The following is a 12,749-nucleotide window of genomic DNA, read 5'->3' as shown; positions in this document are numbered from 1 at the left end:
TGATCATATAATTATCAAATCAAATAAGAGAGGATGAATGGCAGTGGGAATTTTAGCTGCAAGCAGTAGTACCGGATCCGGCATGTCCAGCATCATCATTATCGTCTTGATGATTGCTTTTATGTACTTCTTCATGATTCGGCCACAACAAAAACAACGCAAAGAGCACCAATCAATGGTAAATCACTTAAAGAAGGGTGATCAGGTCGTTATGATCAGTCGTTTGCATGGTGTGATCGATGAAATCAACACCACGGATCAAACGGTAACGATCGACTGTGAAGGGGTCTACTTGACTTTTGACCTCTCAGCAATTGCACGGGTAATTCCAAGCAAGACGCAAGAAACTGCTGAAACGCCAGCCAGCGAATCAGCTGCGGCTAGTCAAGAACCGGCTAAAGAAGCCAGTGAAGCACCAGCAAGTCAAGAAGCTGCGCCAGCCAGTGAATCAGCAGCTGCTGATGATCAAAAGCCTGCCCAAAGCGATAGTGCCGACGCTGATAAGTAGTTTAATTATGTCTAGCCGGAAATCCCGTGACTTTAGTCATGGGATGGATAGGCCTACTATGATCTAATCCTTGTAGATAGTAATTAACTTAGTAGCTGCATCACTGAGAATCAAAGTGAGTATTACAGCATTATAAGACTGACTATCTAACAACTATTGATATATCGTCCCTATGGCAACCTGGGGACGTAAAAGGCATTGGTAATTAGATGATCACTGCTCAAGCAACTGCGGCTGTTTGAGTAAATCGTCCGTATCTATGCAAATTGTGGTTTAGACACTCAATATCGGGGTGTTTGCCCACAAGCCATCGACTTTAGCCGATGGTGGTTGACTGTAAAAAATCCTGATGAGTAGGTTACTCATCAGGATTTTTGAGTCTAATGGACAAGCCAAAAACGCCAATTGCTGATATACTTGGAAATGGTTTTAAAATAGCATAATACGTGCAAGGAGGAATTGATCAATGGACGAGTTAGCGTCAATTCTTGAACAGATTAAAAAATACAACAAGATCATAATTCATCGTCATCAGCGCCCGGATCCCGATGCAATCGGTTCTCAGGTTGGGCTGGCTGAGATTTTAAAGGCTTCGTTTCCTTACAAGCAGGTCTATGTCGTTGGTAAGCATATTCCGGGATTTGACTGGATCGGTACCATGGACGAAATTGAAGGCGATGCATATGATGATGCCCTGGTGATCGTTACCGATACGGCCAATGCGCCACGAATTGATGATCGGCGCTTTAATAATGGTGATGAGCTGATCAAGATCGATCATCATCCCAATGACGAGCCGTATGGTGATCTGATGTGGGTCAGAGACGATGCATCCAGCTGCTCGGAGATGATTTATGAGTTTTACGAGCATTTCAAAAAAGAACTGACTTTGCCCCAAAAGGCAGCTCACGCCTTGTATGCTGGTATCGTTGGCGATACGGGCCGCTTTTTATATCCAGCTACTACGCCTAATACCATGCGCATTGCTGGTGAGCTGATGGCAGCAGGAGCCGATGCGGCCGCTATTTGTCAGCGTGAGGATACGATTACGCTGCCACTTGCGCGCTTGTCGGCTTATGTCTATGAAAACATGACGCTGCTTGAAAGCGGTGCAGCCTATGTGATTTTGACCAATGAGATTCTTAAGCGCTACGGACTGACTGAAGCGGGTACTTCGGCCGTTGTGCCTTTACTAGGCAAGATTCAAGGCGTTAAGGCCTGGGCGATCTTTGTCCAACAAGAAGATGGTCACTACCGAATTCGGCTGCGCTCCAAGGGTCCATTTATCAATGAACTGGCCAAAAAGCATCAAGGCGGCGGTCATCCACTGGCCAGTGGAGCTAAGGCACGCGATGAACAAGAAATCAAAGCAGTGGTCAGCCAGCTGGATGAGTTGGCTGCCAATGCCTGACCAAGAAAGGAAATCCAACCTCAATGACTGAAACATTTGCTGACTTTCATTTTCAACCATTCATAATGGAGGCCTTAAAAGATCTCCATTTCACTAAGCCGACCCCAGTTCAGGAAAAAGTAATTCCAATCGTGCTAACCAACAAGAGCGTGGTTGGTCAGTCACAAACCGGTAGTGGTAAGACGCATGCGTTTTTACTGCCGATTTTTGAACAGTTAGATCCCAATGACCAAAACGTGCAGGTTGTAATCACTACCCCCAGCCGGGAACTGGCCTACCAGATTTATAATGCAGCCAAGCAGCTGAACAAATTTGCTCCCCAGAAATTTACAATTCATAATTATGTTGGTGGTACTGACAAACAGCATCAAATTGAGCAGCTGCAGCGTAAGCAGCCACAGCTGGTCATTGGAACGCCTGGGCGAATCTTGGATCTCATCAACTCGCAAGCCCTGGATATTCACACGGCTCATCGCTTTGTTGTTGATGAAGCAGATATGACGCTTGACATGGGCTTTTTGGAACAGGTTGACGGTATTGCTGGTCATTTTCCAGAAGATCTGCAGATGATGGTCTTTTCGGCCACGATTCCCCAAGGACTGCGGCCATTTTTGAAAAAATACATGGAAAATCCGGTCGTCGAAGAAATTCCAACCGAAACGGTGATTAACCCCAATGTCGACAACTGGCTGATGTCAACCAAAGGCCGAGACAAAAATGAGATGATCTACCAGCTCTTAACGCTGGGGGATCCATACCTGGCACTGGTATTTGCCAATACGCGGCAACGGGCTGAAGAAATTACCAATTATCTGCAGCAGCAAGGACTAAAAGTGGCGCTGCTGCATGGCGGTCTTGAGCCACGGGCACGGAAACGCATTATGCGTCAGATTCACAACCTCGACTACCAATATGTCGTTGCGACTGACCTGGCAGCGCGAGGAATTGATATTGATGGTGTGTCGCTGGTAATCAATGATGACATTCCAAGCGATCTGGAATACTTCGTGCACCGGGTTGGTCGAACGGGACGGGCCAACATGAAAGGAACAGCCATTACGCTTTATGCACCAGCTGAAGACGAGATGATCGCCAAACTTGAGGAGCGCGGCATCAAGTTTACGCCTAAAACGTTCAAGAATGGCCATATCGTAACGACTTATGATCGTAACCGCCGCAAGAACTACCACCGCCGCAGAGAAAGTCTTGATACGACGCTGCGCGGTTTTGTCAAAAAGACTAAGAAAAAGGTCAAGCCTGGCTACAAGAAACGGATCCAGCGGGCTATCAAAGAAGATGAGCAAGAAAAACGCAAGCTGGCCAAGCGTCATGAGATGCGCAAAGCCAAGCGTCAACGTCAGCGTCAGCATCGACGCGAGCGTGAGAATAATGGTCGTTGATTTTTAATGTCAGCTCGCTTATAATATGGACTGTTTGGGATATGCTTTTTGATGTGAGCTATCAGAAACGTTTTGGCTGCTGTGAAAAACGACGATCATCATCAAGTGCTCCCCAGATTCACAATTCAACAATCAGCTTCCGAAATTCGGAAATTTTAAAGAGGTAAACGAAATCCATCGTTGCAAGCAGAGTGGTACCGCGTCTAAGGGCGTCTCTGATTCGCAAGGATGGGTTTTTGTTTTTACCAGGAAAGGAAGATAACATGAGCAAGGAATTAAAGCACCTTAATAGTGCCCAAGTACGCCGCATGTACCTGGATTTCTTTATTCAACACGGTCATACCGAAATGCCAAGTGCCTCTTTGGTGCCGGTTGATGACCCAACGCTGCTCTGGATTAACTCTGGGGTTGCTACGATGAAAAAGTATTTTGATGGTGAGGTCGTACCCAAGAATCCGCGCATGACCAGCTCGCAAAAGAGTATTCGAACCAATGATATTGAAAACGTTGGTAAAACGGCGCGTCACCACACAATGTTTGAAATGCTGGGAAATTTCTCAGTTGGCGACTACTTTAAAAAAGAAGTTATTCCTTGGGCCTGGGAGCTGCTGACCAGTGACGAATGGTTCGGCTTTGATCCTGAAAAGCTGTATGTTACTTATTACCCAAAGGACAATGATGCTCACCGCTGCTGGCTGGAAGCTGGAGTTGCCGAAGATCACCTGCTGGCCAACCAAGACAACTTTTGGGATATTGGTCAAGGTCCATCTGGTCCCGACACGGAAATCTTTTATGACCGTGGCCAGGAAATGAACAATGTACCTGAAGATGATCCAGAAAACTACCCTGGTGGTGAAAACGAACGTTACCTTGAAATCTGGAACATTGTCTTTTCACAATTCAACCACACACCAGAAGATACCTACGAGCCGCTGCCACATAAAAACATCGATACTGGGATGGGACTGGAACGAGTCGTCTCCATTTTTGAAAATGCCCCAACCAATTTTGAGACCGATCTCTTTATGCCACTGATCAAGCAGGCCGAAGAATTCAGCGGCGTTAAAAAGTATGGCGAAAACAAGGATGATGACGTCTTCTTCAAGATTATTGCCGACCATATTCGGACGATCACGTTTGCAATTGGTGACGGCGCTCTGCCTTCTAACGTTGGTCGTGGCTACGTCATTCGTCGTCTGTTGCGGCGGGCAGTCGTTGCCGGCAAGAAGCTGGGCATCGACAAGCCATTCTTGTACAAGCTGGTGCCTACGGTTGGCAAGATTATGGAATCATACTATCCAGATGTCTTGAAGAATGCCGACTACATTGCTTCAGTCATCAAGTCGGAAGAAGAACGCTTCAACACGACTTTAAATGGTGGTCTGAGTCTGCTCAATGATGTGATTGCTCGTGCCAAAGAAGACGGCAGCAACCGAATCGATGGTAAGACGGCCTTTAAGCTGTACGATACTTACGGCTTCCCAATCGAGCTGACCAAGGAATACGCTGCTGACGAAGGCCTTGAAGTTGATGAGGCCGGCTTTGAGGCTGCCATGACCGAACAGCAGAATCGAGCCCGCAAAGCACGTGATATCGATAATGGGATGGGCGTTCAAACCGACGTCTGGACTGAATTTAAGGAACCAAGCAAGTATGTCGGCTACACGGATCTGGAAGTCCAAAACGCTAAGGTGATTGGTCTGGCACAAGCTGGTCAGCATGTCGAAGAAGCACTGCCGGGTGATGAGGACGTTGAGGTAATCTTTGACGTAACGCCATTTTATGCCGAAATGGGTGGTCAAGTTGCCGACACTGGTGACATTATTGACAACTTTGGCAATCTGGTTGGTGAAGTCGTTGACGTTCAGCATGCACCAAATCAGCAGAATCTGCACCGTGTTGAACTGAAATCGCCATTAAAGAAAGGGGCGCGCTATGCCCTCAAGGTTGATCGTCTGCGTCACCTGAAGATCGAAAAGAACCATACCGCAACTCACCTTTTGGACCAGGCATTGCGCAACGTCTTGGGCGGTCACACGCAACAAGCCGGCTCATTGGTTGAACAGCACTACCTGCGCTTTGACTTCAACCACTTTGGCCAGGTTACGGATCAAGATCTGAAGGCCGTTGAAGATATGGTCAATGAACAGATCTGGAAAGAAATTCCGGTCACGACGGTTGAAACCGACCTGGAGGCAGCCAAGAAGATGGATGCCATTGCTCTGTTCTCCGACAAATATGGTGACAAGGTCCGGGTTGTTAAGATTGGTGATTACAACACCGAATTCTGTGGCGGTGATCATGTTAAGAATACCAACGAAATCGGTCTGTTCAAGATCGTTTCCGAAGGTGGGGTCGGTGCCGGTGTCCGGCGGATTGAAGCGGTTACCTCAAGCGATGCCTTCAAGTTTATGCAAAGCCATGATGATCTGTTAACGCAGACGGCTGGTGAATTGAAGGTTGCCCAACTTAAAGAGGTGCCACACCGTGTTGAAGAATTACAAAGTCAGCTTAAAGAAGCACAAAAGCAAAACGAGGCTCTGGAAGCCAAGCTGGCTGCTCAACAAGCCAATGCAGTCTTTGACAACGTTCAAGACACCAAACAAGGTACGCTGATTGCCGCTCAAGTCAATGTTGCTGGCATGGGTCAGCTGCGGCAGCTTGCCGACAGTTGGCGCGCCAAGCAGCTGTCTGACGTGCTGGTTTTGGCAACCGGCAATGAAGGCAAGGCCAACATGCTGGTCGCTGTCAGTGATGACAAGATTAAAGACATCAAAGCCGGTGACATTATCAAGGCGATTGCACCTGCCATCAATGGTGGCGGCGGTGGCCGTCCTAACCTGGCTCAAGCCGGTGGCAAGAAGCCAGAGGGAATTCCAACCGCTTTGAAGCAGGCTGTTGAATATCTGAACAAGTAGTCAAAATCAGAGGAGACTGGGAATTAACTCAACCTCTTAACTACGTATAGATAACAATGCCTCAGCGCAGTAGCTGGCTGGCAGTTCAAACACTGATAAATCAGCATTTGACCGACCTAGCCAGCCTTGCGGAGGTTCGAAGACAGACTCCGAAGATCGGTCGCAAGCTGATTTTCGGAGTTTTTTCTCACTCTTTTTTTATTGAATTTGTCGGGCAAGTTTGGCAGATTAAGGTCTGGTTAAGGAAAAGCTTGCTGATTGTGATTTGTTAAGTGGTATAGTAGAATTAAGTATTGATAAAGAAAGGTCGGGGGTGAAAAGATGGCAAGTGACAAGACCATGTTTTTTGACTTTGGCAAAGAAAAGCCAAAGGACGTCAAAGAAACCTTAAATACCGTATACCAAGCCTTAGAGGAAAAAGGCTATAATCCAATCAACCAGATCGTTGGCTACCTGCTTTCGGGCGATCCTGCCTATATTCCACGTTTGAACAATGCGCGCAATCTGATTCGCGAGCATGAGCGTGATGAAATCATCGAAGAACTGGTACGCTTTTATCTGCAGCATAATGGAGATGCCAAATGAGACTGCTTGGACTAGACGTTGGCTCTAAAACCGTTGGCGTTGCCGAAAGCGATCCATTAGGCTGGACGGCGCAGGCGGTCGAGATTATTCCGATTGATGAAGAGGCTGGCGAATTCGGTCTTGAGCGAGTGGCGCAGTTGGTTAAAAGTCGCTCGGTGGCCGGCTTTGTAATTGGTCTGCCTAAAAACATGAATAATACCGAAGGACCGCGCGTCGAGGCCTCACATCATTATGGCGATCTGCTGGTGGAAAAATTTGGTCTGCCAATCGATTTTCAAGATGAGCGCCTGACTACGGTTGAGGCACACCGAATGCTGGTTGAGCAGGCGGATATCTCCAGACGCAAACAAAAGAAAGTAATTGACGAGCTGGCTGCCACCTTGATTTTGCAAAACTACCTTGATCGACACGGCAAGCTGGTTCAAAAACTATAAAACATTAAAGGAGCGGCTTATGAGCGAAAATCAACCACGCGACAACGAAGAAATCTTTACGCTGGTCGACGAGAAGGGCAATGAAGAGCTCTACAAAGAGGCAATGCGCTTTAAATCCGATCAAAACGGCAAATGGTACATCTGCCTCTATCCATTGGATGAAGAAAATGCCGAAGAGGTTGATATTGAGGCCTTTTCATTTGAACCAGCCAACGACATGGATGGTGTTGACAGCGGCGATATTCAGCTGATGCCAATCGAAAGCGATGAAGAATGGGCAATGGTTCAAGAAGTGCTCAATACGTTTATTGATGATGAAGGCAATTTCAATGCCTAAGTCCGATCCAAACTACTGAAGCCAGCATGTTTGGCTCAAGATCATCAAGACCTGGCGTGCGGTTTATCCGGATGCTGGGTCTTATTTATTATTAGATAAATTAGCGCCATAAACAAATGAGGCAATAAATGATTTTAACAACGGTAATTTTAGTAATTTTGATTGGCTGCTGGGTCAATGGGACCAATCGTGGCTTATTGGGCATGCTGATCTCAACGTGTACCTATCTGATTGGCTGGCTGGCTGCTAAGCTGGGCGCTCGTTTTTTAGGCGGAGCATTATCCGGATTCTTGCCGCAGCTGAACAGCAGCAGTGGGTCGGTTAGCAGCAGTTTGTTGGGCAGTATCAACCCCACCACGTTTTTTTATAATGGTCTGGCATTTATGATCATCTTTAGTACGATTTCTTTTTTGGGACACTGGCTGTTAAAAAGACTCAACTGGCTGAATCGACTGCCGGTGCTTGGATCGGCTAATCGATTGGCAGGTGGGACACTTGATGTTTTGATCGGTTATTTGATTATCTTTATGTTTTTGATGATCTTTCAGCTGTTTCCCAGTCAATGGTGGCAAAATCAGCTTGCTCAATCAGGAATTGCTCAGCTGATGATTAAAGACACCCCGGTTATGGCACAGGCAGCCTTGAATCTATTGGGATAGACAAGATCAGCTTTAAAAACTGAAAGGAGTTTTAAATGAACGAAAAGATTCTGGAAACGCTGGAATTTCAGCGGATTAAAGATCAATTGACAAAATATCTGGTATCAGCGGATGGCAAAAAGGAACTGGCTGAGCTGATGCCACAGTCTGATTATGAAACGGTCCGCTCTTGGCAGCAGGAAACAACGGATGGGGCTGATATTCTACGCTTAAAGGGCGGTATGCCGATTCCTAAGCTGGCTGACGTTCGGCCTCAGATGAAACGCTTGAAAATCAAAGCCAGTTTGAATGGAGCTGAGCTGGCGCAGATTGCCAAGGTTTTGCGAGCCAGCATGAGCGTACAGCACTTCTTTGAAAGGCTGCATGCCGAAAAAATAACGCTGCAGGTTCTGCCTAACGAAGTCGATGAGCTGGTAACGATCCCTTCGATCACCAAGCGTCTCCTACAGTCAATTGATCAAGACACCGGGGCCGTATTGGATGAAGCCTCCACCAAGCTGCATGGAATTCGCCAGCTGATTGCCAAAACAGAGGCCGAGATTCGTCAGCAGATGGAAAAATATACGCATGGCAAAATGGCCAAATATCTTAGTGAGCCAATCATCACAGTGCGCAATGAGCGCTACGTTCTGCCGGTATTGAGTCGTGAGCGCAGCCGTTTTGGGGGCGTGGTCCATGACCAAAGTGCCAGTGGTCAGACGCTGTACATCGAGCCGGCCAGCACGGTTGATCTCAACAACCGCTTGCGGCAGTCACAGATTGAAGAACGCCAAGAAGTACGACGAGTATTAGCCGCACTTTCAACAATGCTGGCGCCTTATCGATTGGACATTCAAAACAATGCCAAGATTTTGGGACATCTGGACTTTGTTAATGCCAAGGCCAAGCTGGCGCACGATACCAAGGCAACGCTGCCACAGCTCAGTCAAGATGGGGTTGTGAATCTCAAGTACGCGCGTCATCCATTGATTGATCCTAAAAAGGCAGTTGCCAACGATATCAAGCTGGGCCAAGGCTACCATACTATCGTGATTACCGGTCCTAACACCGGTGGTAAGACGATTACCTTAAAGACATTGGGATTGATTCAGCTGATGGGACAGTCAGGGATGTTTGTTCCCGCCGCTGAGGGCAGCATGATCGCCATTTATGATGAGGTCTTTGCCGATATTGGTGATGAACAGTCATTGGAACAGAACCTGAGTACGTTTTCTGGTCATATGGAAAACGTCAAGGCAATCTTGGATCGGGCGACGGCTCGCAGTCTGGTCCTACTTGACGAGCTGGGTGCCGGTACCGATCCTAAAGAAGGAGCGGCCCTAGCAATGGCGATTTTAGACAAGCTTGCTGCATTAGACAGTGACGTGGTCGTTACGACACACTACCCAGAACTAAAAGCCTTTGCCTATGAGCGGCCAGCAACCATCAATGCCAGCATGGAGTTTGATCAGACAACGCTTAGACCGACTTATCGTTTATTGCTGGGCATTCCTGGTCAGTCAAATGGGATTGCGATTGCTAAACGGCTGGGAATCGGTGAGGATGTTATCATTGAGGCCAAGTCACTGGTCAGTGATGACAGTCAGGATCTCAATAAGATGATTGGTGACTTGGTTGAACAGCGCAAGCAGGCTCGTGAACGCAGCGAGGAGCTTGAAAAACTGCTGGAGAAAAATAAGGTTATCGAACAAGAACTCAACGGCAAGCTGACTCGTTTTGAAGAACAGCGTGACAAGCTTTATGAGGATGCACGATCCAAAGCCAATCATCAGGTTTCACAGGCTAAAAAGAAAGCTGACAAGATCATTCATCATTTACGACAGCTGGAGATTACGCAAGGTGCCAACGTCAAGGAAAACGAGCTGATTGATGCACAAGGCGCCTTAAATGCACTGCATCAAAATCCGCGCTTAAAGCACAACTCGGTTTTGAAAAAGGCCAAGCAAAAGCATGATCTGCATAAGGGCGATGCCGTTTTGGTCAAGTCATACGGACAAAAAGGCGAGCTTTTGGAAAAACGCGGCAATCACAAATGGGAAGTACAATTGGGAATCTTACGGATGGAAATTGATGAAAATGACTTAGAGAAGATCTCCAAACAGCAGCTTGTCAAATCCGAAAAGGAACGAGAGCCAAAGCGCCGACCGGTACGGACCGTTCAGACCCGGCATACCTCGGCACGGCTGGATCTGCGTGGTCATCGCTACGAACAGGCAATGAGCGAATTGGCTCAGTTTATCGATCATGCCTTACTCAATAATCTTTCGCCGGTTACGGTAATTCATGGCAAGGGCACCGGGGCATTGCGCAAGGGTACCTGGGAGTATCTGCGCAGTAATCCACGCGTTAAGTCGTTTGCCTATGCTGCGCCTAATGCAGGTGGGGATGGGGCAACGATTGTCTACCTGCAGTAGTCAGATGATTGAGTTAAAATTATTTTGGCTAATTATTATTTGAAAGCTTATAAAAAGTAAGCATAATAAGTGACGAATGAATCTACTTCTGTTAACATAGGATCATCAATTAGTGAAGGGAGCCATTAAGATGGCAGTTAAAACTACAACTGATCAGACGTTTGAACAGGATACGCAGCAAGGAGTCGTTTTGATCGACTTTTGGGCAACCTGGTGTGGTCCTTGCCGTATGCAGTCACCAGTAGTTGAGGCATTATCTGAACAAATGCCAAACGTTGCCTTTTATAAGATGGACGTTGACGAGAATCCGGCAACGCCACAGCAGTTCCGCATCATGAGTATTCCAACGCTGATGATCAAAAAAGATGGTCAGGTGGTTGACCAATTGATCGGCTATCACTCTGCTGATCAGCTCAAGCAGGTTTTGAACCAATACCTGTAAACAAAAAGACATCACTCGTTTGGCGAGTGATGTCTTTATTTTTTGGCCTTTTTGTTTTTGCGCTTGAGGCGGCGATTTTTACTGGTATCGCCTTCAGAAGCAGATTCCGTTTGAGGCTGTGGCTTTTCAATTTCAATGAATTCTGCCAGTTCAGTCCGTTCAGATCCAGCATCGGACTGTGGGTCATTTTGGGCTAGAATCTCAACGTAGCTATGCTTGTGCTCAATTACCTCGGCCTCGGTAACGGCACTGAGCTGAAATTCCAATTCCTGGGCTAAAAATCCGGCTTCTAGAGAAAATGAGGTTTCTTCTTTATCGACTGCCAAGCGTTCTTCAACGATCGGGCCGCTAAGCCGCCAAACGTGTTGAATTGAATTTTGCTGACGTAGCTCCAGTTTTCCCATTCCCAGCTGTTCGGTCAAAACAATCAGGTCCTCAATTGATGCGACCGGATATTCACGGGCCAGGTCTTTGCCAATCCAATAAAGAATGCCATCAGTTTCTTTACCAAGGATTGCTGGTAAAATCACATCACGCATGGTGCCGGCGATCAAGCCACGATGACTGTGTATCAAACGGTCGTAGGTTTTTTGACTCATCAGAAATACGATCCTTCCTTTTCGCAAATCATATTTTATTATAATAGAAAGTTAGGCGTTAGTTCCTTAAATATCGTTAAAAACTTATTTTATTGTGGGTTAAAAATGAAAGTCGCTCAGCTGGCAAGGCGGGATGCTGATTTAGTGGTTGTGAAAACAAGAAATCGCTGCAAAACTTGAAAAAGCCAGCAAATAAATAGATAATGGAGTTTCAAGTATTTGGAAGAAAGGTGTTGCAATTATGGATAACAGGCCGATTGGGATTATGGATTCCGGACTTGGCGGTTTATCAGTCATCCGGATCGTAAACCAGCAGCTGCCCCATGAAAAACTTATTTTTGTGGGCGATCAAGGACACTTTCCATATGGTACGCGCACGCAACAGGATGTCTGCCAGCTGGCATTAAACATCGCTTGCTTTTTTAAGCGCCAAAACGTCAAAATGATGATCGTAGCCTGCAATACGGCAACGGCAGCGGCTTTGCCAACCTTGCAAAAAGAAATGCCGTTTCCAGTAATCGGTATGATTGTTCCCGGCGTCAAAGGTGCTTTACAACAAAAACATCATCAATCAGTTGGCGTGATCGGTACGGCATCGACAATTGAAAGTCATGCCTATGAACACGAACTGCATCGACAGGATCGGAGCGTTCAAGTAGTCGAAAAAGCTGCTCAGCCATTGGTTCCAATTGTAGAGCATGGTCAAACCGGCACTGAACAGGCTTATCAAACGGTTGACGAACAGTTGAAGATTTTTGATCAGCAGCCAATTCAAACACTGATTTTAGGCTGTACGCATTTTCCGTTTTTGGCTGATGAGATTCAGCAAAAGCTTGGTTATCAAGTAGTACTGGTCGACCCAGCCAAAGAGGCAGTTAATGCTGCCAAAGAGTGGCTGACTCAGCACGACGCGTTAAATGATACTGAAATGATGCCACAAAGCAGGCTTTATTCAACCGGTGACGTTGAAATCTTAAAAGCAGGTGCTAAAAAGTGGCTGAGCAATCAGAACTATACGTGTGCCCATTTGGAACTGTAAGAA

General features: G+C 46.7%; 12 protein-coding genes. 11 read left to right on the top strand and 1 reads right to left on the bottom strand.

Annotated elements, in window-relative coordinates; genetic code table 11:
- Positions 1-37: 37 nt before the first annotated feature.
- The 10 genes from yajC to trxA all read left to right on the top strand — a co-directional run bounded on the left by yajC (position 38) and on the right by trxA (position 11,108).
- The gene (yajC, locus tag HF864_RS00180) at positions 38-508 is read left to right on the top strand and encodes a preprotein translocase subunit YajC (protein WP_169461134.1); all 471 of its coding nucleotides are present in this window, start codon (positions 38-40) and stop codon (positions 506-508) included.
- A gap of 466 nt (positions 509-974) precedes the next feature.
- On the top strand, positions 975-1,919 hold the full coding sequence (locus HF864_RS00175; RefSeq protein WP_169461133.1) for a bifunctional oligoribonuclease/PAP phosphatase NrnA: 945 nt from the start codon (positions 975-977) through the stop codon (positions 1,917-1,919).
- Positions 1,920-1,942: 23 nt separating this feature from the next.
- On the top strand, positions 1,943-3,319 hold the full coding sequence (locus HF864_RS00170) for a DEAD/DEAH box helicase (RefSeq protein ID WP_169461132.1): 1,377 nt from the start codon (positions 1,943-1,945) through the stop codon (positions 3,317-3,319).
- Between the two features lie 263 nt (positions 3,320-3,582).
- A complete protein-coding gene (gene alaS / locus HF864_RS00165) occupies positions 3,583-6,237 on the top strand; it encodes an alanine--tRNA ligase (RefSeq protein WP_169461131.1) in 2,655 nt (884 codons plus the stop codon).
- Positions 6,238-6,558: 321 nt separating this feature from the next.
- Positions 6,559-6,822, top strand: a complete 264-nt coding sequence (locus HF864_RS00160; protein ID WP_169461130.1) for an IreB family regulatory phosphoprotein — start codon at positions 6,559-6,561, stop codon at positions 6,820-6,822.
- A complete protein-coding gene (gene ruvX, locus HF864_RS00155) occupies positions 6,819-7,256 on the top strand; it encodes a Holliday junction resolvase RuvX (protein WP_169461129.1) in 438 nt (145 codons plus the stop codon). The genes HF864_RS00160 and ruvX overlap by 4 nt, the downstream gene beginning before the upstream one ends.
- A gap of 19 nt (positions 7,257-7,275) precedes the next feature.
- Positions 7,276-7,593, top strand: coding sequence for a DUF1292 domain-containing protein (locus tag HF864_RS00150; RefSeq protein ID WP_169461128.1), 318 nt, complete (start codon positions 7,276-7,278; stop codon positions 7,591-7,593).
- A gap of 128 nt (positions 7,594-7,721) precedes the next feature.
- Positions 7,722-8,252, top strand: a complete 531-nt coding sequence (locus tag HF864_RS00145) for a CvpA family protein (RefSeq protein WP_169461127.1) — start codon at positions 7,722-7,724, stop codon at positions 8,250-8,252.
- A 35-nt stretch (positions 8,253-8,287) separates the two neighbouring features.
- Positions 8,288-10,666, top strand: coding sequence for an endonuclease MutS2 (locus tag HF864_RS00140; RefSeq protein ID WP_169461126.1), 2,379 nt, complete (start codon positions 8,288-8,290; stop codon positions 10,664-10,666).
- 130 nt (positions 10,667-10,796) lie between these two features.
- Positions 10,797-11,108, top strand: a complete 312-nt coding sequence (trxA, locus tag HF864_RS00135) for a thioredoxin (RefSeq protein ID WP_169461125.1) — start codon at positions 10,797-10,799, stop codon at positions 11,106-11,108.
- Positions 11,109-11,143: 35 nt separating this feature from the next.
- Here the strand turns inward: trxA and HF864_RS00130 are convergent, their stop codons facing one another.
- A complete protein-coding gene (locus HF864_RS00130; RefSeq protein ID WP_169461124.1) occupies positions 11,144-11,707 on the bottom strand; it encodes a YslB family protein in 564 nt (187 codons plus the stop codon).
- Positions 11,708-11,948: 241 nt separating this feature from the next.
- On the opposite strand from HF864_RS00130, the gene murI reads away from it, so the two are divergent.
- Entirely contained in the window at positions 11,949-12,746 is a 798-nt protein-coding gene (gene murI / locus HF864_RS00125; RefSeq protein WP_169461123.1) for a glutamate racemase, read from the top strand.
- Positions 12,747-12,749: the final 3 nt, after the last annotated feature.

The organism is Lactobacillus sp. MRS-253-APC-2B, from assembly GCF_012843675.1.
Taxonomy (GTDB): domain Bacteria; phylum Bacillota; class Bacilli; order Lactobacillales; family Lactobacillaceae; genus Limosilactobacillus; species Limosilactobacillus pulli.
The sequence above is the reverse complement of the archived record's forward strand: the minus strand, read 5'-3'. Positions and strand labels throughout refer to the sequence as shown.

Bases quoted from the DNA above. Each gene is read 5' to 3' on its own strand.
- yajC (WP_169461134.1), top strand. From the start codon at position 38: ATGGCAGTGGGAATTTTAGCTGCAAGCAGTAGTACCGGATCCGGCATG.
- HF864_RS00175 (WP_169461133.1), top strand. From the start codon at position 975: ATGGACGAGTTAGCGTCAATTCTTGAACAGATTAAAAAATACAACAAG.
- HF864_RS00170 (WP_169461132.1), top strand. From the start codon at position 1,943: ATGACTGAAACATTTGCTGACTTTCATTTTCAACCATTCATAATGGAG.
- alaS (WP_169461131.1), top strand. From the start codon at position 3,583: ATGAGCAAGGAATTAAAGCACCTTAATAGTGCCCAAGTACGCCGCATG.
- HF864_RS00160 (WP_169461130.1), top strand. From the start codon at position 6,559: ATGGCAAGTGACAAGACCATGTTTTTTGACTTTGGCAAAGAAAAGCCA.
- ruvX (WP_169461129.1), top strand. From the start codon at position 6,819: ATGAGACTGCTTGGACTAGACGTTGGCTCTAAAACCGTTGGCGTTGCC.
- HF864_RS00150 (WP_169461128.1), top strand. From the start codon at position 7,276: ATGAGCGAAAATCAACCACGCGACAACGAAGAAATCTTTACGCTGGTC.
- HF864_RS00145 (WP_169461127.1), top strand. From the start codon at position 7,722: ATGATTTTAACAACGGTAATTTTAGTAATTTTGATTGGCTGCTGGGTC.
- HF864_RS00140 (WP_169461126.1), top strand. From the start codon at position 8,288: ATGAACGAAAAGATTCTGGAAACGCTGGAATTTCAGCGGATTAAAGAT.
- trxA (WP_169461125.1), top strand. From the start codon at position 10,797: ATGGCAGTTAAAACTACAACTGATCAGACGTTTGAACAGGATACGCAG.
- HF864_RS00130 (WP_169461124.1), bottom strand. From the start codon at position 11,707: ATGAGTCAAAAAACCTACGACCGTTTGATACACAGTCATCGTGGCTTG.
- murI (WP_169461123.1), top strand. From the start codon at position 11,949: ATGGATAACAGGCCGATTGGGATTATGGATTCCGGACTTGGCGGTTTA.